At 50.7% G+C, this 24912-nt stretch carries 24 protein-coding genes; 9 read left to right on the top strand and 15 right to left on the bottom strand.

Features of this window, described 5'->3' with window-relative positions:
- Window positions 1-46 precede the first annotated feature (46 nt).
- From GILYN3_RS03565 to GILYN3_RS03545, 5 genes are all read left to right on the top strand, one after another.
- Window positions 47-325, top strand: a complete 279-nt coding sequence (locus GILYN3_RS03565; protein WP_049721584.1) for a GIY-YIG nuclease family protein — start codon at window positions 47-49, stop codon at window positions 323-325.
- A complete protein-coding gene (locus GILYN3_RS03560) occupies window positions 325-906 on the top strand; it encodes a tRNA-uridine aminocarboxypropyltransferase (RefSeq protein WP_049721583.1) in 582 nt (193 codons plus the stop codon). The genes GILYN3_RS03565 and GILYN3_RS03560 overlap by 1 nt, the downstream gene beginning before the upstream one ends.
- Before the next feature lie 30 nt (window positions 907-936).
- Window positions 937-3867 (top strand): insulinase family protein, encoded by a 2931-nt coding sequence (locus tag GILYN3_RS03555; protein WP_049721582.1) that lies wholly within the window; start codon window positions 937-939, stop codon window positions 3865-3867.
- Window positions 3868-4116: 249 nt separating this feature from the next.
- Entirely contained in the window at window positions 4117-4971 is an 855-nt protein-coding gene (locus GILYN3_RS03550; RefSeq protein ID WP_049721581.1) for a PP2C family protein-serine/threonine phosphatase, read from the top strand.
- Window positions 4972-4977: 6 nt separating this feature from the next.
- Window positions 4978-7536 (top strand): bifunctional serine/threonine-protein kinase/formylglycine-generating enzyme family protein, encoded by a 2559-nt coding sequence (locus GILYN3_RS03545; RefSeq protein WP_049721580.1) that lies wholly within the window; start codon window positions 4978-4980, stop codon window positions 7534-7536.
- 28 nt (window positions 7537-7564) lie between these two features.
- Here the strand turns inward: GILYN3_RS03545 and uvrB are convergent, their stop codons facing one another.
- Window positions 7565-9565 carry an excinuclease ABC subunit UvrB gene (gene uvrB, locus GILYN3_RS03540; RefSeq protein WP_049721579.1) on the bottom strand — a complete coding sequence of 667 codons (2001 nt, stop codon included), beginning with the start codon at window positions 9563-9565 and terminating at the stop codon, window positions 7565-7567.
- A gap of 125 nt (window positions 9566-9690) precedes the next feature.
- On the opposite strand from uvrB, the gene GILYN3_RS03535 reads away from it, so the two are divergent.
- The gene (locus GILYN3_RS03535; RefSeq protein WP_049721578.1) at window positions 9691-11088 is read left to right on the top strand and encodes a class II fumarate hydratase; all 1398 of its coding nucleotides are present in this window, start codon (window positions 9691-9693) and stop codon (window positions 11086-11088) included.
- A gap of 129 nt (window positions 11089-11217) precedes the next feature.
- Here GILYN3_RS03535 and GILYN3_RS03530 read toward each other — a convergent pair whose 3' ends face one another.
- Window positions 11218-12111, bottom strand: a complete 894-nt coding sequence (locus GILYN3_RS03530; protein WP_049721577.1) for a LysR family transcriptional regulator — start codon at window positions 12109-12111, stop codon at window positions 11218-11220.
- Between the two features lie 158 nt (window positions 12112-12269).
- On the opposite strand from GILYN3_RS03530, the gene GILYN3_RS03525 reads away from it, so the two are divergent.
- Both GILYN3_RS03525 and GILYN3_RS03520 read left to right on the top strand, forming a co-directional pair.
- Window positions 12270-12875, top strand: a complete 606-nt coding sequence (locus GILYN3_RS03525; protein ID WP_049721576.1) for an FMN-dependent NADH-azoreductase — start codon at window positions 12270-12272, stop codon at window positions 12873-12875.
- Window positions 12876-12925: 50 nt separating this feature from the next.
- On the top strand, window positions 12926-13783 hold the full coding sequence (locus tag GILYN3_RS03520) for a pirin family protein (protein ID WP_049721575.1): 858 nt from the start codon (window positions 12926-12928) through the stop codon (window positions 13781-13783).
- A 91-nt stretch (window positions 13784-13874) separates the two neighbouring features.
- Here GILYN3_RS03520 and GILYN3_RS03515 read toward each other — a convergent pair whose 3' ends face one another.
- Both GILYN3_RS03515 and GILYN3_RS03510 read right to left on the bottom strand, forming a co-directional pair.
- A complete protein-coding gene (locus GILYN3_RS03515) occupies window positions 13875-14435 on the bottom strand; it encodes a hypothetical protein (RefSeq protein WP_049721574.1) in 561 nt (186 codons plus the stop codon).
- Window positions 14436-14574: 139 nt separating this feature from the next.
- Entirely contained in the window at window positions 14575-14964 is a 390-nt protein-coding gene (locus tag GILYN3_RS03510) for a hypothetical protein (protein WP_049721573.1), read from the bottom strand.
- A gap of 163 nt (window positions 14965-15127) precedes the next feature.
- On the opposite strand from GILYN3_RS03510, the gene GILYN3_RS03505 reads away from it, so the two are divergent.
- On the top strand, window positions 15128-16957 hold the full coding sequence (locus GILYN3_RS03505; RefSeq protein WP_049721572.1) for an ABC transporter ATP-binding protein: 1830 nt from the start codon (window positions 15128-15130) through the stop codon (window positions 16955-16957).
- A gap of 74 nt (window positions 16958-17031) precedes the next feature.
- Here the strand turns inward: GILYN3_RS03505 and GILYN3_RS03500 are convergent, their stop codons facing one another.
- From GILYN3_RS03500 to tnpA, 11 genes are all read right to left on the bottom strand, one after another.
- Window positions 17032-17400, bottom strand: coding sequence for a hypothetical protein (locus GILYN3_RS03500; protein WP_049721571.1), 369 nt, complete (start codon window positions 17398-17400; stop codon window positions 17032-17034).
- Window positions 17401-17477: 77 nt separating this feature from the next.
- Entirely contained in the window at window positions 17478-18347 is an 870-nt protein-coding gene (locus GILYN3_RS03495) for a DMT family transporter (RefSeq protein WP_049721570.1), read from the bottom strand.
- Window positions 18348-18592: 245 nt separating this feature from the next.
- Entirely contained in the window at window positions 18593-18823 is a 231-nt protein-coding gene (locus GILYN3_RS03490) for a thioredoxin family protein (protein WP_049721569.1), read from the bottom strand.
- Between the two features lie 14 nt (window positions 18824-18837).
- Window positions 18838-19842: a permease gene (locus tag GILYN3_RS03485; protein WP_049721568.1), complete on the bottom strand. Its 1005-nt coding sequence runs from the start codon at window positions 19840-19842 to the stop codon at window positions 18838-18840.
- Between the two features lie 201 nt (window positions 19843-20043).
- On the bottom strand, window positions 20044-20619 hold the full coding sequence (locus GILYN3_RS03480; RefSeq protein ID WP_049721567.1) for a YdeI/OmpD-associated family protein: 576 nt from the start codon (window positions 20617-20619) through the stop codon (window positions 20044-20046).
- Window positions 20620-20729: 110 nt separating this feature from the next.
- Window positions 20730-21071, bottom strand: a complete 342-nt coding sequence (locus tag GILYN3_RS03475; RefSeq protein ID WP_049721566.1) for a DUF1840 family protein — start codon at window positions 21069-21071, stop codon at window positions 20730-20732.
- A gap of 589 nt (window positions 21072-21660) precedes the next feature.
- Entirely contained in the window at window positions 21661-22104 is a 444-nt protein-coding gene (locus GILYN3_RS03470) for a hypothetical protein (protein ID WP_198147270.1), read from the bottom strand.
- 178 nt (window positions 22105-22282) lie between these two features.
- Window positions 22283-22612 carry a hypothetical protein gene (locus GILYN3_RS03465; protein ID WP_049721564.1) on the bottom strand — a complete coding sequence of 110 codons (330 nt, stop codon included), beginning with the start codon at window positions 22610-22612 and terminating at the stop codon, window positions 22283-22285.
- Window positions 22613-22687: 75 nt separating this feature from the next.
- Window positions 22688-24238, bottom strand: coding sequence for an IS66 family transposase (gene tnpC / locus GILYN3_RS03460; protein ID WP_049721473.1), 1551 nt, complete (start codon window positions 24236-24238; stop codon window positions 22688-22690).
- A 22-nt stretch (window positions 24239-24260) separates the two neighbouring features.
- Window positions 24261-24617 carry an IS66 family insertion sequence element accessory protein TnpB gene (gene tnpB, locus GILYN3_RS03455; protein ID WP_049721474.1) on the bottom strand — a complete coding sequence of 119 codons (357 nt, stop codon included), beginning with the start codon at window positions 24615-24617 and terminating at the stop codon, window positions 24261-24263.
- Window positions 24614-24904 carry an IS66 family insertion sequence element accessory protein TnpA gene (gene tnpA, locus GILYN3_RS03450; RefSeq protein WP_049721475.1) on the bottom strand — a complete coding sequence of 97 codons (291 nt, stop codon included), beginning with the start codon at window positions 24902-24904 and terminating at the stop codon, window positions 24614-24616. The genes tnpB and tnpA overlap by 4 nt, the downstream gene beginning before the upstream one ends.
- Window positions 24905-24912: the final 8 nt, after the last annotated feature.

The raw sequence follows: 24912 nt of genomic DNA, 5'->3' as shown, positions 1-24912 counted from the left end.
GCGCGATTATACCTCAGATAACGGCCCTCAAGCCGCCAATAAACGCATGTGGTACACCTACATCATTCTTAGCGATAACAACAAATTGTATACCGGAATCACCACCGACATCAGCCGCCGCTGGCAAGAGCACAGCAGTGGCGTGCGCGGCGCACGGTTTTTTCGCACCTGCAAACCCGTTAAATTGTGTCGGCTAGAATCGTTTAACAACCGGGCCGATGCCAGCGCCCGTGAAGCGGCCATTAAAAAGCTCAGCCGCGCCGCTAAAAACGTTCTAATCGCCACCGGCTCGCCCGAGCCCCTGCCGGCCTTATCTGCAAATTAATGCCGCGCCGCCTCTGCTCTACTTGTCAGCGCCCCGACGCACGCTGCTACTGCGCCTATATTCGGCCAATTACTAACCGCACCCAGGTAGTAGTGCTGCAACATCCCGATGAAAGCGGTCACCCAAAAAATACCGGCGAGCTGCTTGTTAAATGTTTAAGCTCAGCGACACTGCTGGTCGGCGAGACGCTAGACAACGCCTTAATAGAACAGTTTGCATCGCACAATGCCGCGCTGTTATACCCCGACCAGCCAGAGGACACGCTGGCCGCAGCCGCGCCAATCGCAGACCCGAAAGCCATTAACCATCTAATAGTGCTTGATGCAACCTGGCGCAAAAGCCGCAAAATGCTACACCTAAACCCGTGGCTAAATAGCCTGCCGCGAGTCACACTCAACACCATACCGACGAGCCGCTATCGAATAAGATCCGCCGCCAAGCAGGATCAGCTTTCCACATTCGAGGCAAGTTGTTACGCTTTACAGCAACTGGAGGCCAATCCCACGCTGTGTGAGCAAGCACTAAGCGCCTTCGATAGCTATATGAACCATCTGGTAAGTTTTGATCCAAACCGGCCATAAACCCGGCGGGCCACCAACATTGAGTACTTTATGAGCACACATCAACACCCTGAGTTTGAGCACCTGCGCAGCAAATCTTTAGAATCTTTGAACCTCACCATAGAAGAATATCGCCACCGCACAACCGGTGCACAGCATATTCATTTAGCGTCAAGCAACAATGAAAATGTATTTTTGGTGGCCTTGCGCACCGTACCTCAAGACTCTACCGGTGTTGCTCACATCCTTGAGCACACCGCGCTTTGCGGCAGCCAGCGCTACCCAGTGCGCGACCCTTTTTTTATGATGACGCGGCGCTCGTTAAATACCTTTATGAACGCCTTTACCAGCTCCGACTGGACCGCCTACCCCTTTGCCAGCCAAAACCGCAAAGACTTTAACAACCTGCTCGATGTGTATCTTGATGCGGTATTTTTTGCCAACTTAGATCCGCTGGACTTTGCCCAAGAAGGACATCGCTTAGAGTTTGCCGAAGCCAATGACGCCAGCTCGGAACTCACCTACAAAGGGGTCGTATTTAACGAGATGAAAGGTGCCATGAGCTCGGTGCCATCACAGCTATGGCAAAAGCTCGCCAGTCATTTGTTCCCCACCAGCACTTACCATTACAACAGTGGCGGCGATCCCGAACATATCCCCGATCTAACTTACGAGGGCCTGCAGGCGTTTTATAAGCACCACTACCACCCCAGCAACGCCATCTTTATGACCTATGGCGACATTCCGGCCGTTGAGCACCAAGAGAAATTCCATCAACAAGCACTGGCAAAGTTTAGCGCCCTGGATAACACCATTGCGGTAAAACCCGAGAAGCGTATGCACGCCCCGATTAGGGTCGAAGACGCTTACCCGCTGGATGCCAGCGACGCAGAAGCCGAAGTTAAAGACAACAAAACCCACGTAGTGATGGGCTGGTTATTAGGCCAGGCAACCGATTTAAAAACCGCACTAGAAGCACACTTACTGGCCAGCATACTGTTCGACAACAGTGCCTCGCCCCTGACCATGGCGCTAGAACAGACCGAACTAGGCCAAGCCCCGTCACCGTTATGCGGCTTAGACGACAGCCAATTTGAGATGAGTTTTGTCTGCGGCTTAGAAGGTTGCGCCGGCGACAGCACTCGCGCTGTCGAACAGCTGATACTCGACACCTTAACCGAAGTGGCCAATAACGGCGTTGCTCACGAACAACTCGAATCGTCATTACACCAATTAGAATTAGCCCAGCGTGAAGTTGGCGGCGATGGTTTTCCCTACGGACTACAGCTGATTATGACCGCCCTCACCGCGGCGACTCACCGCGGTGACACAGTTGCTCAGCTGGACCTTGAATCCGCCTTAGCGCAAGTGCGCAAAACCGTGTTTGAGCCAGATTTTATCCAGCGCCGAGTGCGCCAGTGGCTGCTCGAGAACAATCACCGTGTGACGCTTACACTGCGCCCCGATGCAGAGATGGCAAGCCGTGCCAAGCATGCCGAACAAGCCACCTTGGCGGCCATTAAAAGCCAACTGACCGAGACCGAACGCGACGCGATCATCACCCAGGCGAGCGACTTAAAAGCCCGTCAAGAGCAAACCGAAGACGACAGCATTTTACCCCAGGTCACACTCGCGGACATTCCTGCCGACATGCATTACACCCCAGGCAGTGATGAAAATGTGGCCGGTTACAACTTGCGCTGTTACGGCGCGGGCACCAACGGTTTATTGTATCAGCAGGTTGTTATCAAACTGCCCGAGCTTAGCGAGCAACAGCTACAACTACTGCCTATTTACGCGATGGCATTAACTGAGGTCGGCTTAGGTAAGTTAGATTACCTCGCGGTGCAAAACTTACAGGCCCAACGGGTCGGATCACTCACCGCAACAGCCGCCATTCGCAGCACCGGCAACAGCCCACAAGATCTAGACGGTTATCTGATTTTGTCGGCCAAGGCGCTGGCTAAAAATGCCGAACTTACTACCGAGCTGATTCACCGCACCCTTAGTCATGCGCGCTTTGATGAGCACGACCGCTTGCGCGAACTGGTGGCTCAAGCACGGGCACGACGCGAACAAGGCGTGCCCGGTAGCGGCCACGCACTTGCCATGTCTGCCGCAGCGGCCGGCATGAGCCCCGGCGCCAAAATTAACCATGAGTTGGGCGGTTTAGGCGGCTTAACACAACTAAAAGCGCTGGATGACTCGTTGTCCGAGGCCTCTAACCGCGAGGCAATGGCGGCTGCACTAGAGAGCATCCATGCCCTTATTAAACATGCACCACGCCAATTTTTGCTGGTGGGCGAAGACGAACAGCTTCCGCAATATCGTCAACTACTAGAAAACTACTGGCCCGCAGCAACCCAAAACAGCTTTAACCCGCTCAGCGTGCCTTACACGCCTCACCAAGTGCAAGAAGCTTGGCTGACCAACACTCAGGTTAATTTTTGCGCTAAAGCCTACCCTACCGTGGGCTCCAGCCACCCAGACGCCGCCGCACTAACTGTGCTTGGGGGTGTATTACGCAACGCCTATCTGCATCGCGCTATCCGCGAGCGCGGCGGCGCTTACGGTGGCGGCGCCAGTCAAGATAACAGCAATGGCGTGTTTCGCTTTTACTCCTACCGCGACCCGCGCTTAACGGAAACCTTAGATGACTTTGATAGCGCCCTAAGCTGGCTGCAAGAGCAAAACATCGACCCGAGCGAGGTAGAGCAATCTATTCTGGGCGTAATCAGCAGTATCGATAAGCCCGCCTCGCCCGCAGGCGAAGCCAAGCAGACCTATCAAGCCGAGCTATTTGGCCGTAATCGCGAACTGCGAGAGCAATTTAGACAGCGAGTGTTGGACGTTACCTGCGAGGATATTAAGCGGGTGGCAGCGCTATATTTGCAACCAGATAACGCCAGTATCGCGGTCATTTCTAATGCCGCCAATAAAGACATATTGGTTAAATTAGGGCTAACCATTAAAAGTCTCTAATGTGGTCGTGGTTTTTAACGCTAAGCTGTTCTACTATTGAGCCATTAGTGTCGTAGCGCCGAACAGCACAAGGGCTATGGTGTCAGTCGCGCCACAATTGAGACTTACACCATAGCTGGCAACTTCTAGCTCTGTGCATAATGGCAAACTACGGACATGGTATTTAAGGGCGACGCCTACCGTATACTTAAGTAGCTCGTACAATAATCACAAATAACGCTCGAACAAGATTTAAGGCCCAAAATCAGGATGAAGCAATCGCCGACACAGGATCTAGAGTCTAGCTCCGTCACCCACCCGGGGCGCAAGCGAAGCAATAACGAGGATTGCTACTTGAGTCTTCCAGAGCATGGGCTGTGGATGGTCGCCGACGGTATGGGTGGCCATGAGGCCGGCGAAGTCGCCAGCGACATCGTTCGCCAAACACTCAAACAATCCCCCCAGCAACCGCTAGTTGATTCAATTCAAGCTGCTCATAAGGCGGTCTTAAGCGCCGCAAGCCAAGGTGTGGGGGCCGAAGGTATGGGCTCAACCGCAGTAGGCTTACGCAGCAGCGCCGAGCACTTTCAAATCGCTTGGGTCGGCGACAGCCGCGCATACCTTTTTAGCCACAGCAGCGGTGAATTAGAACTACTCACCCGCGACCACTCCTACGTGCAAATGCTATTAGAGTCCGGCGCCATTGCCGAAGCCGAGGCGCAAACTCACCCAGATCGCAATATCATTACCCAGTGTTTAGGCTCGCAAGAACTAGCGGCCGTGACGGTCGATCATATCGAACGGCACTGGCAAGAAGACCAGTGGGCACTGCTGTGCAGCGATGGCTTATCCGATGAGCTCAGCGAGAGTGAGATCAGCCAAATATTGCAACGCTGTAAAACCCCGCGCGACGCCAGCCGCGAGCTAGTACAAGCCGCGCTGCGCGCCGGTGGCCGAGACAATATCACGGTGCAGATTATCGCCGCGCCTAAACAATCGTCGTCGCTACTGCAAAAATTATCTCATTGGGTGCCTATGTTTTCTCACAGCAGACGCCTCGACACTGTCATTTATTTGGTCGCCATTAGTCTTTTGGTTGCCTTGCTCTACTGGACATTGAACTGATATCCCATGTATATACCCGGCTATCGCATCATTCGAAAAATCAACCACGGCGGCATGTCCACCGTTTATTTGGCTATCCAAGAAAGTGTCGGCCGCGTGGTGGCACTTAAGGTTATGTCACCGGCACTTAACGGCGATCCAAGCTTTAGTGAGCGGTTTCAGCGCGAGGCCAATATTGTTGGTCAATTATCGCACCCCAACATTGTCTCTATTTACGATATTGGCCGACACGAAAATCTCAATTATATCGCCATGGATTATCTGCCCGGCGGTTCAATCCACGACAAAATGCTCAGTGGTTTTGGCCCCGACAACGCCTTAGAAATTTTACGTGAAATGGCCTCGGCACTGGCCCATGCGCACGACAAAGGCTATATCCACCGCGATATAAAACCCGAAAACATTCTGTTCCGTGATGGCGGCTCGGCAGTATTAACTGACTTTGGGGTAGCCCTAGCACGCAACGGTGGGCCGCGCTCAACCCGCGCCGGCACCGTAGTCGGCACACCGCATTACATGAGCCCAGAGCAAACCCGTGGCAAAAACTCCGATGGCCGCTCCGACTTATACAGCTTAGGTATTGTGTTTTACGAAATGCTCACCGGCGCAGTCCCCTATCAAGGTGACGAGCCCGTGGCTATTGCATTAAAGCACCTGGCATCACCCCTACCTAAACTGCCCACACAATATCGGCGCTACCAAGACATTCTCGATAAACTGCTAGATAAAGAAGCTGACAAACGCTACCAAAGCGGTCGCGAGCTAATGGTCGACATCGAGCTGCTGCAATTGAAGATGCGTGAATTTGGTGACGGCGACAATGACGGGCAAAACCTCAGCCATCAATTTCAAACATTAACGCAAACCATTTGGTGGCGACTGGCCGCTGGCGCTAGTGCACTTGGCCGTTATATTTGGACAAAAATCTGCTGCTTACGATTTTCGCGACAACGAGGTTTTTACCAAGCCATACCCGAAATCAGTGCGTTAAATGATATTCAGACCCAGCAACACACATTAATGGCGACGCGCTTTCAAAAAACCACCAAACAACCCTCTGCCTTACAGCGGTTGCTAAAAATACCAACACCATATCGGCTGCTTACCGCAGGCGTAGTCTCGATATTGTTACTCGGCTTAATTGTGTTTAATTGGCGCGGTGAAAGTCAGCCGGCCGACAATGACACGATACAACAAGCCAGCGCCAACACATCTACACTCACAGCCCAAACCGATGCTAACAGCAGCGCAGCTACTAGCTCGAGCAATGCATCCAGCGCGGCAAGTATAAACACCAGTGCGGCGGCGAGTAACCTGACAAACAACCGCACCGACGAGCCAATGCAAAGCGTCAGCGCAACTAGCCCCAACGCCACCGAATTGACCAAGAGCGACAATACAACATTAAATATTAACGCAGACCCGCGGGTTATGCTGCCCAATAACCTTCAGCCTAACTCGGCGGTTATTGCCCAGCCCAATTCAGACGATAGCGACAACGAGACAGATAAAGACGCATTAGCGCAGCTAAGCGATAACGCCTCTAATGACGACGACACGGAAGAGACAACGGACGATAACCTCGAGCAAGCCGCATCCAGCTCGGCGGCTACATTTAGCTTTACGGTGGCGCCCACACCAAGTAATGCGCGAGTACGCATTATGAATATTCGCGAAAAATACACCCCTGGCATGCCCCTAAAACCGGGCCGTTATCGCTTAGAAGTAACCGCGCCGGGGTATCGTAAATATTTACGCTGGGTCAACTTAGACGAGCAACCGTTAACCAAAACCGTCACCCTTACCGAGCAGCGCGCCATTGGCAGCGTGTTTAACAGTAAGCTAACCAGTGGTGGTAAAGGCCCCGCAATGGTAGTGATACCGGCGGGAAGCTTTGCCATGGGCGGGCCAGATGCCAATGCCAGCCCGGTGCATAACATTTACATAAAGAAACGCTTTGCGGTTAGTCAGCACGAGATAACTTTTGACGAGTACGAACTTTTTGCCAAACAAAAAGGCATGCCCTTACCCGGTGACAACCGCTGGGGCAGAGGCGACCGTCCGGTAATTAACGTCAGCTGGGAAGAGGCCGACATGTACGCCAAATGGCTCAGCAGTCAAACTAACCTACTCTATCGCCTACCCAGTGAAGCCGAGTGGGAATACATTGCTAAAAGCGGTAAAGCGCAACCTTTCGTGTGGGGCGACAACGAAAAAGATGCCGCCGGTAACGCCAACTGCCGACGCTATTGCGACAGTGATTTTACTGGGTTCTTTAAAAGTAAAAGTGCCCCTGTAGGCAGCTTTAAAAGTAATGATTTTGGCGTTTACGATATGGCGGGTAACGTTTCGGAATGGGTAGCTGACTGTTATCGCCCTAACTACGACAAAGCCGGCAGTATAGCGACGGCCTATAACCACAGCGACTGTGCCGCGCGAGTTATACGTGGTGGCTCGTTAAAATCTGATGCGGCAGAAACCAACACGTATTCTCGTCAATCGCAACCGCAGTATACCTACCATGAGGACACTGGCATTAGGTTGGTGGCCGAGCTGCCTAATTAAAGGCTTTTATGCTCGGCACCGATCGCGATCAAATTCCAGCGTCTTTAAGTCGGTTAATTTGATCGCGTAATTGCGCGGCAAGCTCAAACTCCAAGTCTTTTGCCGCGCCTAACATTTGCGCTTCTAATTTTTCAATCTGCTTCCAAACATCACCATCGGCGGGCATCTCAAGCGCATCATTTTGTGTGCCGCGCCCGGCCCCTTTACGCTTACTTTTAGAGCCCGGAATTTGCGTGCCATCCATTATATCGGCAACGTTTTTCTTAATACCCATAGGAGTAATGCCGTGCTCTAAGTTGTGCGCCAACTGTTTTTCACGGCGCCGGTCGGTTTCATCAATGGCACGCTGCATAGAGCCGGTCATGCGATCGGCATACAGTATCGCGCGACCATTTAAGTGCCGAGCGGCTCGCCCAATGGTCTGTATCAAAGCGCGGTCCGAGCGCAAAAAACCTTCTTTATCGGCATCTAAAATCGCCACCAAAGACACTTCAGGCATATCCAAACCTTCACGCAACAGGTTAATACCCACCAGCACATCAAACTCGCCCAAACGCAAATCGCGAATAATCTCGACCCGTTCAACGGTGTCGATATCGGAGTGTAAATAGCGCACTCGCACACCGTGCTCGGCCAAATACTCGGTGAGATCCTCGGCCATACGTTTGGTTAATACCGTAATTAATATTCGCTCATCAAGCTCGACGCGGGCACGCAGCTCGGACAACACATCGTCCACCTGAGTTGTCGCCGGGCGCACTTCAATAATCGGATCAACCAACCCTGTAGGCCGTACTACTTGCTCGACGATTTGTCCAGCGTGCTCGGCCTCGTAGGCGGCTGGCGTGGCCGAGACAAAAATCATTTGCGGCGCGCGCGCCTCCCACTCATCAAAGCGCATGGGTCGGTTATCTAACGCCGAAGGCAAACGAAAACCGTACTCCACCAAGGTTTCTTTGCGCGAGCGATCGCCCTTATACATTGCACCAATTTGTGGAATCGTCACATGGGATTCATCAATAACCAATAAAGCTTCATCGGGCAAGTAATCAAACAACGTAGGTGGCGCGGCACCGGGCTCGCGTCCAGACAAGTAACGCGAATAGTTTTCGATGCCGTTGCAATAACCCAACTCTTGCATCATTTCTAAATCATAACGGGTGCGCTGTTCTAAACGCTGCGCCTCAACCAACTTATCGTTTTCGCGCAACTGCTTTAAACGCTCGGCTAGCTCTTCTTTAATAAGATCAACCGCCGCCAGTATTTTCTCACGCGGGGTTACATAGTGCGACTTAGGGTAGATTGTTATGCGCGATACTTTTTGCAGTACTTGACCGGTGAGTGGGTCAAACATCGAGATGCGCTCAAGCTCGTCATCAAACAGCTCTATTCGCACCGCCGCCATATCCGAGTCGGCCGGAAACACATCAATCACATCGCCGCGCACTCGGTAGGTGGCACGCTGAAAGTCCATATCATTGCGGGTGTATTGCAGCTCGGCCAAGCGGCGCAAAATTTCGCGCTGATCAATCCGCTCGCCGCACACCAAATGCAGTACCATTTTTAAATAAGATTCGGGGTCACCTAAACCATAAATAGCCGATACTGTCGCCACCACAATAGCGTCTTTGCGCTCCATTAACGCTTTGGTAGCCGACAAACGCATTTGCTCGATATGGTCATTGATCGAGGCGTCTTTTTCGATAAAAGTATCAGACGATGGTACATACGCCTCAGGCTGGTAGTAATCGTAATATGAGACAAAATACTCTACGGCGTTATCAGGGAAGAACTCTTTAAACTCACCATACAGCTGCGCCGCCAAGGTTTTGTTATGTGCCATGACCAATGTTGGTCGCTGGACTTGGTTAATAACGTGGGCAATAGAGAAAGTTTTACCCGAGCCAGTCACACCCAGCAACGTTTGATGCGCTAGACCCGATTCGATTCCGTCAACCAAACCAGCAATCGCCGTTGGCTGATCGCCCGCCGGCTCAAACTGACTGTGGAGTGTAAATTCTGTGCTCATAAACAACCAACTCTTTGACGCGACACCCCACAACACATTGCAGCGGGTATGCTACAGTTACCAAACTAATTTTTTACTCTAGAGCTGCGCAATGATTACAGCGGCTCTGTAAATATGAGGCCCATATGGATTCTTTTGGCACAAGCCACAACTCAGACAAACCCGCTCGTATCGAAACCGACAGCCTGGGCGATGTCGAGGTGCCACAAGATGCCCTTTATGGTGCTCAAACACAACGGGCAGTGGATAATTTTACCCTAGCTGGAGGAGCTTTGCCGGCCTCTTTGATCTACGCCATCATCCGCGTAAAACATGCTGCCGCAAAAGCCAATCTCGAGTGTGGCGTATTAGACTTTGCCCGTGCAGGTGCGATTCAAACCGCCTGCAATAGCTTACTTGAAGGAAAGCACCTGCAACACTTCCCCGTCGATATATACCAAACCGGCTCGGGCACCAGCAGTAATATGAACGTCAATGAGGTGATTAGCCAGCTGTGCGCTCAAGCCAACCTTATGGTTCACCCTAACGATCACGTCAACTGCAGCCAAAGCAGCAACGACGTTTTTCCTAGCAGTATTCGCATTGCCTGCGCCGAGCTAATAACCCACAAGCTACTGCCGGCGCTAGAGCACCTGCATCAGGTAATCACAAGCCGCGCCACGGAGCTTGCCGAGGTTGTCAAAACCGGCCGCACCCACCTGATGGACGCAATGCCGGTGACCTTTGGCCAAGTGCTATCGGGCTGGGCGAGTCAAATTGACGCCAATCGCCAGCGCCTAACTCTTGCACTCAACGAAATCAGTCAGCTCCCTCAGGGCGGCACCGCCGTCGGGACGGGTATTAATACCCCCGCCGACTTCGCCGCCACCTTTGCCCGCTGCTTAAGCGAAGACACCGGCATCGGCTTTACGCCGGTCGAGCAGCCGTTTACCAAAATCGGCGCACAAGATGATCTTGCAGCCCTTTCAGGCAACCTTAAAACGCTGGCAGTCACGCTATTAAAAATCAGCAATGATTTACGCTGGATGAACTCCGGGCCTTTAGCCGGCATTGGTGAGATCAGCTTACCCGCCCTGCAACCAGGTTCATCCATCATGCCCGGCAAGGTCAACCCTGTTATACCCGAGGCTACGGCCATGGCCGCCACTCAGGTAATGGGGCTAGACGTCGCCACCACCAGTGCCTGCGGCGCTGGCAATTTTGAGCTAAACGTTATGCTGCCGCTCATAGGCAGCAACCTTATTCAGTCTATCAACTTAATGTCCGGCAGCGCCGTAAGCCTTGCCGACAAAGCCATCGCCGGCTTTAGCGTCAACTACGATAATATCCAACGCCCGCTGGCGAAAAACCCCATCTTAGTCACCGCCCTCAACGCCATTATTGGCTACAGTAAAGCTGCCGAGATTGCCAAAAAAGCCTACGCTGAACAGCGTGATGTGATTGATGTAGCCGCCGAGGAAACGGATTTGTCTCGCGAAGAGTTAACCCAGCTGCTCGACCCCAAGCGGCTGACGCACCCGTAGCTCAACACCTAATCGATAGCTCGTAAAGGACAGCGATACTCTACGATGCCATCATCCCCAGGGCGTTGCGGCAGCGCAGCGGTAAATAGATACTGCAGGCATCGGCTTTAAACATTACCCCCCCCCCCCCTAGCTCGCACTAAAATGCGCTTTAATAATATCAGCCAGCGCGCGGGTGGCAGGCCCGGCGATGTCGCGATCGGCGAACACTAAATAAAGCGCTATCACCCGCTCGCCGCCTTGCTCTACCGGTAAGCGTTTAATTGTGCCGCGGGCTAAGTCATCCTGTAAATATCCCTCGGGCAGCCACGCGTAACCCAAGCCGCGCCGCACAGCCATAAGTGAGCTATTAATATGGGTAAAAGTCCAGCGCTGCTCGGCCTCTTGCCAACCGGCACTATAGCGGCGGTGAATGCCCGAATCGCGCACAATAAGTTGCCGATGGTGGCGTAAATCTTCTGCCGATACATTGCGCCCCAATTGGTGCAGAGGATGCGATGACGCCGCCACCCCAACAAGCGATATCGAACACAAGTAATCGCCAATAAAGCCCGCCGGTAGTCGGCCAACAATGGCTAAATCGACTTGCTGCTGTACCAATGCGTCTTCTGTGCCGCTTAGCACAGACTCAAGCACATCGGCACGAGTGGTTGGGTACTGTTCTGTAAAGCGCTCTAAACAATGCAAAATATCGTCCGCTGGCGCCAACAGATCCGCCGCTAAACGTACCTCAGGTTCTATTTTTTGGCCCATGCGAGATGCGGCGTTCTCAAGCGATTCGGCCTCGGCCAATAAATGTCGCGCTCGGCGGTACAGCGTCTCGCCGGCAACAGTCGCAATAGAGCGGCGCCCTTCAAGCTTAAACACCGCTACCGACAACGCTTGCTCTAGCTGACTAATCGCGTAAGACACCGTCGATTGGCTTTTACCTAGCTGCTCGGCGGCATTGGCATAACCACCGCACTCAATAACCGCAATCAGAGCACGCCATTGATCTAGAGTAACTTTGGTATCTTTTGCCATAACACATCTGCCCCACTTCTTGTCATTGCCGAACCCCATAACAAGCGTTACGCCTGTCAGTTCGATATATTCGATCAAAAAGAGCTAGATTTAGCTATTTATTATCGGACCAGCAAATACTTTAATAGCTCCATCAAAATTCATCAAGGAATTAACTCATGGCAACTCTATTACAAATTAAAAGCAGCCTAAACGGCGACGACGGTCAATCGAGCTATTTGAGCAACCAATTTGTCAAGCGCTGGCGGCAAAACAACCCCGACGGCCGCATTATCGTACGTGATTTGGCCGCCAATCCAGTGCCCCACTTAAATGCCGAGCGCTTTAACGCTTTTTTAACCCCGGCCGACAAGCGCAACAGTACCGAGCAAGAAATCGTTGATTACTCGGACGAGCTAATTGCCGAACTAAAAGCCGCCGATATCGTGACCATTGGTTTACCTATGTACAACTTTGGTATCCCCTCGACGCTAAAAGCGTACTTTGATCATATTGCGCGCTCTGGCATCACCTTTCGTTACACCAGTAACGGCTCAGAAGGTTTGCTACCATCAATTCCTGTTTATGTGCTGGCCGCTCGCGGTGGAATTTACGCAGGCACTCAGGCCGATTCGCAAACCGGCTATATGCAAACTTTTTTAGGGTTTTTAGGGCTAAAAGATTCTCACTTTATCTATGCCGAAGGCATCGCAATGGGCGCCGAAGGTAAAGAGCAGGCATTAAGTGGCGCGCAGCAAGAAATTGACCAGGCGTTTGCCGCCTAAGTCTTAGCCGTAACCATGTAAATACCGGCAACCTACTAAGGGGCACTATTATGAACCGTGAAATACAGCAATTAATCCCCTCAATCGTAGCCAGCGAAGGTGCTGGCGTTAAAATTAAACGCAGCTTGGGCCAAGGCCCTAATGGGCGGCACGATCCGGTATTAATGCTGGATGAGTTTAACTCCGATAATGCCGCCGATTATCTTGCCGGGTTTCCAGCGCATCCCCATCGCGGCTTTGAAACCGTCACCTATATGCTAGATGGCCACATGCTGCACGAGGATCACCTAGGCAACCGCGGCGATTTGAAATCTGGCGACGTGCAATGGATGACCGCCGCCCGCGGCATTGTTCACTCAGAAATGCCACAGCAGCTAGAAGGCAAAATGCGCGGTTTTCAAATATGGCTGAACTTGCCCGCAAGCGAAAAAATGCAACCCGCCGCCTACCGCGATATTGCCGCCGCTGAGATTCCCGTGGTGACGTTGGCATCGGGCACAACCGTTAAAGTCATTGCGGGGTATTTAGAGCACGAGCAAAAAACCACAACTGGCGCGGTATCGGGCAAAACGACTCAACCGATTTATTGGGATATTCATATAGCCGCAGGTACAACAGAAACGTTTAGCGTGCCCGCTGGCCACCACTTATTTCTTTACCCTTATGAAGGTCAGGCATTGGTGGGCAAACAAAAGCGCGCCGTAAATGTTAGCACTGCAGGGTTATTAAGCGATGGCGAACACTTGGTTATTAGCGCAGCGGGAAGCGAGACTTTACGAGCATTACTGATTGGCGGCAAACCTATTGGCGAGCCTATCGCTCAATACGGCCCTTTTGTGATGAACACTCACGAGGAGATTGAACAGGCGATCAACGACTACCGTAGCGGCGCATTAACCGCCAGTTAAACAACCAAAGCCCACTCATAAAGCACAGAGGCTTTTATAAGTGGGCTTGATTTTAATATGCGGAGCTTGATTTTAAGTCGCTAAAGAATCGTTACTTACCCATAGATGATATGGCAGAGGTATCGATATTATCGCCAAGAAAGGTTGAGATTTTAGTCCAGTTATTGCTGACAAATTCAACATCTTGCGGATCGGCCTGCACTTCGCCGCCCATCATTTCTTTTACCATTTGCGCTTGCTCGGCAGGTAAGTTTTTTAACATCATGTCTTGCATGTAAACCTGCACACCGGTAGCAATACGTGTACTAACACGAATGTACTGGCCAGCGCTGCTCCAATCTTGCGCATTTAAAACGCTATACACTTCATCGTACACCGCTTCATCTTTAAGCAGCTGATCCATCAATTTATCTTGCTCGGCGACATCCATCGCTTTAAATTCGTCTTGAGTGTATTTTTTAGCAATTTCAGATTCCTCCGAAATCCGATCAAACACATCTTGCATCGGAATAAACTCTTTAGTGGTCGTTAACCATTTATCGAGAGTTGCCGAATTAAGCTCATCTGCCGCCTGCGACGGTAACGCAAACAACATACAACACAGCAACAAAAAAGTGCGTGACACAACAACCGATAACTTACCTAACTTCATACTATCTCCTAATGCCAGCACAACTACCGGCCGTTAATTACAATCCATAAACTCATTTACGCCAACAATCACGATAACCTAAACGCACCCACTGTTACGTGTTACAGCTATCAGTTTACCGCCAAAGTAAGTTTTTCAATTACGACAAACGCAAACTAATGGCGGCGGCAAGCGCCCAGATAAACGCAAAAATATAGGTTACGACCGGCATCATCATGCCAAGTTCCAAACCCGCCACACCATACGGTGTGGTGTAGGGGTAAATCACAAACAGCTGGATCAAGCTCACCACCAACGCCAGCACGGCCGACTTTAACAGCCAGCGTGAGCCAAACAGCGGCAACAAAAACAAAAAACCCCACAGGCCGCCCCACACTATACGCGGGTACAACCAATGCGCCGACAGCGCCGGGGCCAAGCGCACGCCCAGCGATTGAGTCAGACCATAACGTCCAGCCAACCACATAGCCAACGCACTGACCAGAGCCCCCAAAGCTCCGGCGGCAAACACTAACAACCATCTTCTCATTTATTAACCTCTTTATATGTCATTCTCGTGTCACGCAGTATATAGCCGGCCGCAACAAACCCCGCACCGTCTTTTAAAACTTTTGCTACAATAACCCTCACGCTGATACAGCCCCCAAGCTAGTGGGTCTTTAACACGACGCTAGTTAAATACAAGGTCCCACATGTTTGCATTTTTTGAACAGCTGCTCAAACCCTTTCCTAACGATGGCGCAATCAAGCCACCCAAAGGGCTGCTGGCGTTTTGCCTATATTTTACCCAAGGTGCCAAACGCTACCTATTGCTCATGGCATTACTGTCGGCCACTATCGCCATTATCGAGGTATCGCTCTTTGGCGCACTGGGCAGCTTAGTCGATTGGCTTAATACCACATCACCCGATGCACTATGGCGCGACTACGGCGTTAAACTCACCACCTTTGCGTTGGTGTTGTTAATTGGCATACCCTTGGTGATTGCGCTGCACGCGCTGCTTATCCATCAAACAATGCTGGGCAACTTTCCGATGGCCGTGCGCTGGAAAGCGCACCAGTACCTACTTGGCCAAAGTGTCGGCTTTTTTCAGGATGAGTTTTCTGGCCGTTTAGCCACACGGGTGATGCAAACTGCACTCGCCGTGCGCGAAACCGTTATGAAGCTATTAGACGTCGCCGTGTATATCGGGGTTTACTTTGGCAGCATGACCGTACTGATGGCCGCGCTTGACTGGCGCATGGCGATTCCCATGCTTATTTGGGTACTGGCTTACCTTGCCACACTGTCTTATTTTTTACCCAAGCTGCGGCAAATATCCACCACCCAAGCCGATGCCCGTGCCGAGATGACCGGCCGCATCGTCGATACCTACACCAATATTCACACGGTTAAATTATTCTCTCATGCTGGCCGCGAGGCGAGCTACGCGCGCGACGGAATGAATCAGTTTTTGCAAACAGTGCACCCGCAAATGCGCTTGGTCACCATACTCAACGTCTGTGTTTGGAGCTTAAACGCCCTGCTGATCTTCTCCCTCGCGGCACTCGCCATCAGCCTTTGGACGCAGGCCGCCATTACTACCGGCGCCATCGCCACAGCGCTTGCTATGGTGCTGCGTATAAACGGCATGTCGCAATGGATCATGTGGGAGGTCTCGGCCCTGTTTGAAAATATCGGCACAGTGCAAGACGGTGCCAACACCTTAACCCAACCTTTTACCATTACCGATCAGCCCAACGCGCCCGCGCTGCAAGTTAACCAAGGGGTTATTGCCTTCAACAATGTTTGCTTTGATTACGGCGAAGACAAAAGCGTTATCGAAGCGTTTGATCTCAGCATCAACAGTGGCGAAAAAATTGGCCTGGTAGGCCGCTCCGGTGCCGGCAAATCAACCTTAGTAAACCTTCTGCTGCGCTTTTATGATCTGCGCAGCGGCACACTGACAATCGATGATCAAGATATTAGCCAGGTATCGCAAGAGAGTCTGCGCCAGCATATCGGTATGGTCACCCAAGACACCTCACTACTGCACCGCTCGATTCGTGACAACCTGCTCTACGGCCGCCCCGATGCCAGCGATGCACAAATGATTGCCGCCGCCAAACAGGCGCAAGCGCACGATTTTATTATTACCTTAAAAGATGCCAAGGGCCGTACCGGCTACGATGCCCATGTAGGCGAGCGCGGCATTAAATTATCTGGCGGGCAACGCCAGCGAGTAGCCATCGCCCGAGTCTTGCTTAAAGACGCACCCATTTTAATCTTAGATGAGGCCACCTCTGCGCTCGACTCAGAAGTCGAATCGGTGATTCAAAGCAACCTCACCCAGCTAATGGGCAACAAAACCGTTATCGCCATCGCCCATCGGCTATCAACCATTGCCGCGCTAGATCGGCTGATTGTGTTAGACCAAGGACGTATTGTAGAGCAAGGCACGCACCAGCAATTAATTGCTCAGCAAGGCGTATACGCCCAGCTTTGGGCGCACCAATCGGGTGGTTTTTTAGGGGAAGATTGATAACAAGCCGGCACCCGCCGGCTTGTTATCGTCAGTTGTCTTGCGCAACACAACCACAGCTCATGGTCGTGTTGCTAAAGCCACTTCTTAGTATCGGTAAGTTCGCTATCAGGCTGCGGGCCATACAGACTGTCAAGCAAATACACCACAGCCGCACCGCCCCCCAAAGCCGCCTCCCGAAAAAACCTAAGCTCAAGCTCGGTATAGCCACCCGCAGCCTCGGGAACCAAATGCACTAAAACTTTCGGCTTTATTAAACCAAATAGCGTTTTAGGCTGTGCCGCAATAGCCTCTTTAAAGGTGTTTTCAACCGCGATAAACTCACCCGCTAAAGATCTGGGGTGATTCAAACCGCTTGAGAGAAACTGCCGCTCATTATTCTCGCCTGCTGTTCTCGCCTCGATGTAACCCTTGTAGACTTTTATATAAATTAGCTTTTGCATAAATCACTACCGCCTGCATGCCATCAAAACAGAGAGCCCAATCATGTCATTAACAACCTAGGCAATAAAGTTCTGCGTTAAAAAAGCCGTAAAAGTATCAAGCCTACTAGCGCAAACCCGATGCCTATTAACTCTAATAAACGAAACGGTACACGCAAAAAGAAGCGCGTATAAAACAACACAACAAGTAAGTTAAGTGCGGAAATAGCCGACACCATACCCGTTGGGCCAGTGGCAAAAGCCGTTAAAATAGCCACCATACCGCCAACGTTGGTTATTCCGACAAGCATCCCGATATTAAACGTGCGAGCCGTAGACCAAGACAGCTCCGTTGTCTGTTGGTTACGACTATGCCGGTTGGCCAGCCAACCCAGCAAAAACAGAAAGCTGCCTACGCCAAACATTAGCAGCAAAGTAATAAACATATCCGACTCAACCCGAGTGGACTGCTTACCCATTATATCGTTTAAACCAAAAAACAAAGCGGCAAGCAAGCCCCAGTGCGCGCCTTTTAAATCTGTTAGGCTTAGATCATTGGAGTAACGAATCAGGTAAATACCCACAAAAATAATAAAGAACGACCAAAGCTGAATAGCCGTTAGGGTTTCATTCCACAGCAAAAAAGCCAAAACAACCACAATTAATGGCGGCAGGCCTGCCAGCACACTCACAAGTGACGCTTTACCAACGGCATAGCCTTTATACAGTGACGCATTCGCCAAAAACGATAAAACCCCCATGCTGGCGCCAACAAGAATATGGCTTATCGATACATCAAACGATGTTTTTTGCAGCAGTAAAAAAAAGATACTGACCAAAAAGCCTGTAAAAAACACACCGCACAACATCAAGTTGCGGTTCATGGTCTTTTGTGAGGTCCACTGATAAAAAACGCCACGCAAACCAAAACACAGCGCGGCTAATAATGCGTAAAAAATCCAACTCATGAAAAATCTCCAGATCCGCACAAACCGCCCTGTGTTTGGCGCGTTTTAACGAATCGTTACAGGCTACAATCAACCGAGCATTATCCTGTAATCGATTTTTTATGCAAGTGATCGCGGGTAAGCAGCGTGAGGGGAAAAACAAGCCCGTCAAACAAACGTTTTAAGCAAGGCATTAAACTCAGTGGAGGAGGACAAACTCAGACAAACTAGCCTTTAATGCGCGGTTACACATTAAAGGCTTGGTATTATTGCAGTAACGGCTCTATCTCTGAGCTCGAAAGCACCTTCCCCATCGACACGACCTTGTCATCAATCGCCAGCGCTGGAGTCGACATTACCCCATGTGCGGCTATCTCGGCATAATCTGTAACTTTGATGATTTCGGCCTCTAACCCCAAATTACTCAGCGCCGCCTGAGCGTTCTCTGTCAGGGTGTTACATTTTTTACATCCCGAACCCAATATTTTAATTTTCACAACCAAGCTCTCCTTTAAATAAGTAAGTAAGCAAATGCGTTAAAAATAAACCCGATAATGATAATACCGCAGGCGACAATTCCGACAAACAGCACCAGCAACGGCGCTTTAATCACCTTTTTAAGCATAATAAGCGAAGGCAGCGATAGCGCAGTAACCGCCATCATAAAGGCCAGCGCCGTCCCAAGCCCTACCCCTTTGCCAACCAACGCCTCGGCAATCGGCAGTGTGCCAAAAATATCCGCATACATCGGCACGCCGATTAAGGTGGCAACCAATACCGACCACCAATTATCTTGACCCAGCACCGTTGTAATCCAAGACTCCGGCAACCAGTTATGTATAACCGCCCCTATGCCCACGCCAATTAAGACATACAACCAAACCCGCTTAAAAATATCGGCAACCTGGGCGACGGAATAATCCAAGCGATCTTTACGGGTAAGCTCTGCCTGCGGAACATCCAGCACCGGGCTATGCAATACAAAAGACTCTACATAGCGGGTCATATTTGCCTTACTAATAATAGTGCCACCAATAACGGCAAGCACCAAACCGACAACCACATAAGCGATCGCGATCGACCAGTTAAAGATACTGGCCAGCAAAATAACCGACGCCAAATCAACCAATGGCGAAGAGATCAAAAATGAAAAAGTTACCCCAAGTGGCAAACCAGAGCTGGTAAAACCAATAAACAACGGGATAGAAGAGCAGGAACAAAAAGGCGTTACCGTACCCATTAACGCACCGGTCAAGTTCGCTTTAAAGCCTTTCATGCCCCCCAAGATTTTTCTGGTGCGCTCCGGCGGAAAATAGCTTTGCACCCACGACACACTAAAAATAAGCACCGCAAGTAAAATGAAGATCTTAATAACATCGTAAATAAAAAAGTGTAGGCTAGCACCCGAGGCTGTCGCCATCGACAAACCAAACACATCCTCAACCAAAACCCGAACCAGCCAAAACAGCCATTCCATCTTCAGAAATTGGTTATTCAACCACTCAAATATCCCCACCCTAACCCCCTAAAATACCTAAGCTTGTATTATCACGGTTCACGTAACACGCCCGAGCTTTTTATTTTATGTCGCGAGCCCAACCTCAACCTCAACCTCGCGTATAAGGCTAAAGCTTTGTATTTTAGCCGGTAAGCAATACCAAGTATAAAGCCTAATGCACGGTTTAACGCAGTTAAAAACCGCAAGCAGCCGTATGATTTAGCTCGGTTTTTCTTGCCGGGCCAGTAAACCCATATATTTTTCAAAACGCCGCTGTCTGGTTTCTGGTTTCTTCGCACTGCTTAACCCATGGGCAATAACATAACGACTCGATTTGGTCAGAGTTGCAAAAAACTGCTGTGCCGCAGGCTGGCCCGCTAATGCCGCCAGAAAATCCTCCGGCACCGTCATTTCACTCACCGCATAAGCATTATCCCACCGGCCATCGGCCTTAGCGGCCGTAACATGCGCGAGCCCCGATTGCGTCATCCGGCCCTCGGTTATCAAACGCTCTACATGCTCCCGGTTTCTTTTTGACCAGCCACTGCGGGCTTTTCTTGGGGTAATGCGCTGCAAAAAAGCATGCTCATCCAGTGACCTCTTAATCCCATCAATCCAGCCCCAACACAGCACCTCAACCACTACATCATTCCACGTCACACTTGGCACGCCAGAGTCTTTTTTATACATCTTCAGCCACAACTCACTTTCGCGGGCGTGATTCACCTTAAGCCAATCACCCAGATCTTTTGGCGTGGTAAAGCTTAAAATCTTCTCTGGATCGGGTGTTAACATAAACTCTAGGCTCTGTAGTGGGCATTGCTGGGTTATAACCCGCAAGATCAAGCGTTATATTGGATCGTGGTGTGAGGCAGATACCGCAGCATGACGACAGCTTGCCAACCTCAGGCAGAGCGCCACATCACATAACCGTCAGCATCGCTGGCCCGGCGCAGCATGGCGATCAGCGGTGCGGTACGAGCTGACACAGTCACCGCCTCAGGCTCATCGCTGTCTTCATCTTCACTCCAGTCATCGCTCCCGCTCTGTTCATCAGGGTTAGCACTGGCCGGGTTATCTTGCTCACGCGCGATGGCCGCGATTAAACGCTCCTGGGCAGTAGCCAGCGTTGCACCATTAACCGCCCCTTCCGTGCTGCCACCGTAGCCCATCATAGTAAGCAACTGAGCAGCAGAGCTATCCAGCATAACAAAATCCGCCGACTCTTCACTGTAGAATTTAATCAAAATTAAAGTACCTCATTGAATGTAATGCAGAAAAACGACATAAAAAAACACCGCAATAATAGATGGTGCTTACTGGTTATAGCTAACACGGTCGAATAACGCCTGCGATAAATTGCTTTGGAATGGAGGTCTGCAGTAACTTGTTAAGTGTGGCCTTTCGAGAATCACTTATTGATACCTTAGAAAGGGCATTGCAAACCAGACTACTAGAGCAAGAGATGACAGACCTGTAATCAAGGATAGTGCAGTTGATGGAATAATGACCCACATAGAAACCTCTCTATCTGATTCTCGGATTGCCAAAATTATAAACGCTATTACGAGCACGTTTCCAAACAGCAAAAGTCCATAAGTCAATCGCTGTGCATTACAGTCATAACATGCCCATTTGTCCATGGCCGCGAAGACCGTCACTTGCATCAGAAAGGCAATAACTACAATGGCTAGTCACGTGCTTGTTTGCATAGTCACTTAACGTCCTGCCAAGGGGTGAGCAACGCAATACTGATGCTGCCACAAACCACCTTAATCACTAATTTCAACACATAGTAAAAATGCCACGCGTTGCGAATCCCTCTTAAACAGTTTGTTATGTTTCAGGATACATCTCACGAATTAGATTCAGCGACAAAGTCCCTTCGTTAACAAGAGGGGAAATTGTGTCTGTCATTTTTATTTGCTGCCAAGCTTTTGCATTAGTTTTAAAATCAGCAAAATACTTCACGTTGTCTACTCTTCGAAAATGTCGGAACCATACGCCCAACTCTGGTACTGGATTTTTTATATAGTTGTAGCCGCCAGATACAGTGCAAACGGCAAATGGAAAGTGATGAGAGATAATCAGAACTTTATCACCGACCTTCATTTGGCTTACAAAAGCGACATAATCTTTTTGGTGTTGAGGAATCCGCTCCAATTCTTCAAACTCCAAATCGCCTACGCGCTCAGCAAAATCTAAACCGATAAACCCTGCGGATAAACTCTGTGCAGAATGAAAAGCTGAATTCCCAGAATCATCTGGGTGTAACTGCATACGCCAACACGCCATACCCACCTCATTATAAGAATTTAGGGTCAGATGAAAAAACGCTATTTTTCATCTAACCCTAATATCGTACCAAAAACAGAGAGTATGGCCAATATAACTCAGCAACGCTGCGATCAGATCGCAGTTTAAATTAACAGTCGACCGAGAAAGAGAATCAATAGGGTCAGAGTCGCTGATTTCGATCTCGCCATTGTTGTGACTTACGATCGCCGCCCTGCTTTACTGGCTCCGCCCTCCTGCCGGCTACAACCTCGAAGTCTCTCTTGAAGCGTTCGCTGCCTAACAACCATGCTTTATTGGTCGCTTCACGTATTTTTTGTATATCCGCTTCAGGCATTCTACCTTTAAAAAATGCTCTGTATGCACGCTGTTGCTCACCAAGGGTTTTACCTTGCTCATTATATAGCTCATGAGGCGTAATAAAACTGATAGTACGACCAACCGCATTATGCTGATAGCTCGACCACGGGTATTCGCTTGCATGCTCTACCATACATGCCCTCACCGGATTTAGCTCAATGTATCGGTAAACGGTAAATAGGTAGTAAGCGCCAAACCAACCACCCGGTTATGATTGGTTTAACTTGATGCTAGCGTTCCATGGCAGTAGCGCCTCGATCGACTCAACACTTTGCGCATTGGGCAGCTCTTTAAAAACCACTTTCAAGTAATCATACGGATTCAGGCCGTTGGCCTTGGCCGTTTCGATTAAGCTATAAAGATTGGCGCTGGCATTGGCACCGGCCTGGCTATTAGAGAACAACCAGTTCTTCCGCCCCACGGTAAACGGACGTATGGCATTCTCTGCCCGGTTGTTATCGATCGGGTAAGCACCGCCGTCCAGATAGCGGACAAGCCTATCCCACTGATTATGCAGGTAGAGTAATGCCTTGCCGATCGCGCTTTGCGGCGGCACATTAGGCAGGCTTTTTTCCAGCCAGGCTCGCAGTTTGTTGATGACGGGTTTCGCCTCTTGTTGCCGCCTTCGGTAGCGCTCATCTGGCGGCTGATCCTTTATGGATTTTTCTAAGGCGTACAGTTTTTGGATGAGCGCCAAGCCCTGATCGGCTTTGCCAGCTTTGCCTTTTTTCTGGACGGTTTTGGCGTCCATGAATTTGCGCCGGGCGTGAGCCCAGCACCCTAAGCGGGTGATGCGGTAGTCTGTACACGCTTTTCCATAGCCTTCGTAACCATCGACCATGATGGCACCCACACTCGCATCGAGTAAATCCAGCGGCACCGACTGACGCCGGGAGTCGGCGTAGTGGAACAGCACGGTGGGACTGGCAGCGAAGCTGCCCATCACCCACATGTAGCTTTGGCTCTCAGCGGTTTTCCCTGGCTCGTTGAGAACCTGTACGGTGGTTTCGTCCAAGTGGATGACAGGCTGCGCTAACAGCTTGTCATGCAAGAGATTAATCAGCGGCTGCACCAGCTGCCCCGAACGGATCATCCAGTTGGCAAGGTTGGTTCGGTCCAGGGCTAACCCGGCGCGTTTAAAGATCTCACTCTGGCGGTACAGTGGCAGTGCATCGCAGTATTTCTGGGTAGCCACATAAGCGAGCAGCCCTGCACTGGCGATACTTTTTTCAATGGGCTGTTTGGGTTTGGTGGCGGTGACGTGGTGCTTTTCGCAGCAAGGGCACACGTACTTCTGGCGCCGATGGACGATCACCTTGGCCTGGGCGGGGATGATATCCAGTTGCTCGTGGTCTTCAGTGCCGATAGCCTTTAGCTCGGCGCCATCGTGCGGGCACACCCGCTCGGATTCAGGCAACTCATACAACACCTCTTCACGCGGAAGGTTCGCCGGTAGGCTGACCCGTGGTTGCTTACGGCGAGTATGAGACGGGACATCAATGGTGTCTTCTTGTGTGGCTTCAGCGGGTTCGCTCGCCTCGCCTTTCTCTGCCGATTCGGCTTCATTGAACAGCCCTAGATCGAGCTGATCCTTAGAGAGCTTTTCACTGCTGGCAGAGAACTGCTTGCGTTGAAATTGTTTAATGAGTTCTTCGAGGGTGCTGATGCGACTCGCACGGCTTTTTAAAAGCGTTTCTTGTTCTTCAAGTTGCGCTTCAAGCTCTTTGATTTTGTGTTCAAGCGGTGCGATTTCTGACATGCCGCTATTTTACCAAAACTCATCAACGAACGTCTCGGTAAAACAGCGTTTCATGCGGTTTTAATTGAGCGATATCAAACCCGCGCAAGAGCCATTGCCACTGTTCGTGATCCAGTACCACAGGATCTTCCGGCAAGCGCTTGGGCCACTTAAACTTATCGCGCTCTAAGCGCTTTTGCCACAGAGCAAAACCCGTCTCATCCCAGTACAACACCTTAAGTTGACTGCGCTTTTTGTTGCAGAAGACAAACAGCGCAGGATCAAAAGGCGAAATCGCCATCTCATCCTGAACGATAACGCTTAATCCGTTAATCGCTTTGCGAAAGTCTACCGGCTCGCGGTGTAGGTAGACCTTAATATCTGCCGGCCACTGGATCATGCAGCCAAAGCCTTGACCAGTTGTGCGATAGTGTCCACATCGCCGGCGGGAAGCTTCACCGCGACAGAGCCGTAGTGTATCGTTGCCTCACCGGACGGCTTAGGCTCGGCCAGTACGGTTCGGGAAAACCTACTTGGTTCAGGACGAGCTTTAAGCTTTGTCCGTCGCAGGCTGAAGTATTTAGCGTTGAGCCCACGTTCGGCACAGAACTTGGCTTGAGTTAATCCGCTTTGCTCGAACTCCTCGATCAGAGTCAGCCAGTCGGATTGGCTGCGATGCTTTTTCATGTGAACCT

This window comes from Gilvimarinus polysaccharolyticus (assembly GCF_001187555.1).
GTDB classification, from domain to species: Bacteria; Pseudomonadota; Gammaproteobacteria; order Pseudomonadales; family Cellvibrionaceae; genus Gilvimarinus; species Gilvimarinus polysaccharolyticus.
The sequence above is the reverse complement of the archived record's forward strand: the minus strand, read 5'-3'. Positions and strand labels throughout refer to the sequence as shown.

Excerpts from the sequence above, each read along its gene's own strand:
- GILYN3_RS03510 (WP_049721573.1), bottom strand. The coding sequence starts at position 14,964 with ATGAGAAGATGGTTGTTAGTGTTTGCCGCCGGAGCTTTGGGGGCTCTG.
- GILYN3_RS03520 (WP_049721575.1), top strand. The coding sequence starts at position 12,926 with ATGAACCGTGAAATACAGCAATTAATCCCCTCAATCGTAGCCAGCGAA.
- GILYN3_RS03495 (WP_049721570.1), bottom strand. The coding sequence starts at position 18,347 with ATGAGTTGGATTTTTTACGCATTATTAGCCGCGCTGTGTTTTGGTTTG.
- uvrB (WP_049721579.1), bottom strand. The coding sequence starts at position 9,565 with ATGAGCACAGAATTTACACTCCACAGTCAGTTTGAGCCGGCGGGCGAT.
- tnpA (WP_049721475.1), bottom strand. The coding sequence starts at position 24,904 with ATGAAAAAGCATCGCAGCCAATCCGACTGGCTGACTCTGATCGAGGAG.
- tnpC (WP_049721473.1), bottom strand. The coding sequence starts at position 24,238 with ATGTCAGAAATCGCACCGCTTGAACACAAAATCAAAGAGCTTGAAGCG.
- GILYN3_RS03480 (WP_049721567.1), bottom strand. The coding sequence starts at position 20,619 with ATGTTAACACCCGATCCAGAGAAGATTTTAAGCTTTACCACGCCAAAA.
- GILYN3_RS03535 (WP_049721578.1), top strand. The coding sequence starts at position 9,691 with ATGGATTCTTTTGGCACAAGCCACAACTCAGACAAACCCGCTCGTATC.
- GILYN3_RS03500 (WP_049721571.1), bottom strand. The coding sequence starts at position 17,400 with ATGCAAAAGCTAATTTATATAAAAGTCTACAAGGGTTACATCGAGGCG.
- GILYN3_RS03505 (WP_049721572.1), top strand. The coding sequence starts at position 15,128 with ATGTTTGCATTTTTTGAACAGCTGCTCAAACCCTTTCCTAACGATGGC.
- GILYN3_RS03545 (WP_049721580.1), top strand. The coding sequence starts at position 4,978 with ATGTATATACCCGGCTATCGCATCATTCGAAAAATCAACCACGGCGGC.
- GILYN3_RS03515 (WP_049721574.1), bottom strand. The coding sequence starts at position 14,435 with ATGAAGTTAGGTAAGTTATCGGTTGTTGTGTCACGCACTTTTTTGTTG.
- GILYN3_RS03560 (WP_049721583.1), top strand. The coding sequence starts at position 325 with ATGCCGCGCCGCCTCTGCTCTACTTGTCAGCGCCCCGACGCACGCTGC.
- GILYN3_RS03530 (WP_049721577.1), bottom strand. The coding sequence starts at position 12,111 with ATGGCAAAAGATACCAAAGTTACTCTAGATCAATGGCGTGCTCTGATT.
- GILYN3_RS03525 (WP_049721576.1), top strand. The coding sequence starts at position 12,270 with ATGGCAACTCTATTACAAATTAAAAGCAGCCTAAACGGCGACGACGGT.
- GILYN3_RS03465 (WP_049721564.1), bottom strand. The coding sequence starts at position 22,612 with ATGGTAGAGCATGCAAGCGAATACCCGTGGTCGAGCTATCAGCATAAT.
- GILYN3_RS03565 (WP_049721584.1), top strand. The coding sequence starts at position 47 with ATGTGGTACACCTACATCATTCTTAGCGATAACAACAAATTGTATACC.
- tnpB (WP_049721474.1), bottom strand. The coding sequence starts at position 24,617 with ATGATCCAGTGGCCGGCAGATATTAAGGTCTACCTACACCGCGAGCCG.
- GILYN3_RS03555 (WP_049721582.1), top strand. The coding sequence starts at position 937 with ATGAGCACACATCAACACCCTGAGTTTGAGCACCTGCGCAGCAAATCT.
- GILYN3_RS03550 (WP_049721581.1), top strand. The coding sequence starts at position 4,117 with ATGAAGCAATCGCCGACACAGGATCTAGAGTCTAGCTCCGTCACCCAC.
- GILYN3_RS03470 (WP_198147270.1), bottom strand. The coding sequence starts at position 22,104 with ATGCAGTTACACCCAGATGATTCTGGGAATTCAGCTTTTCATTCTGCA.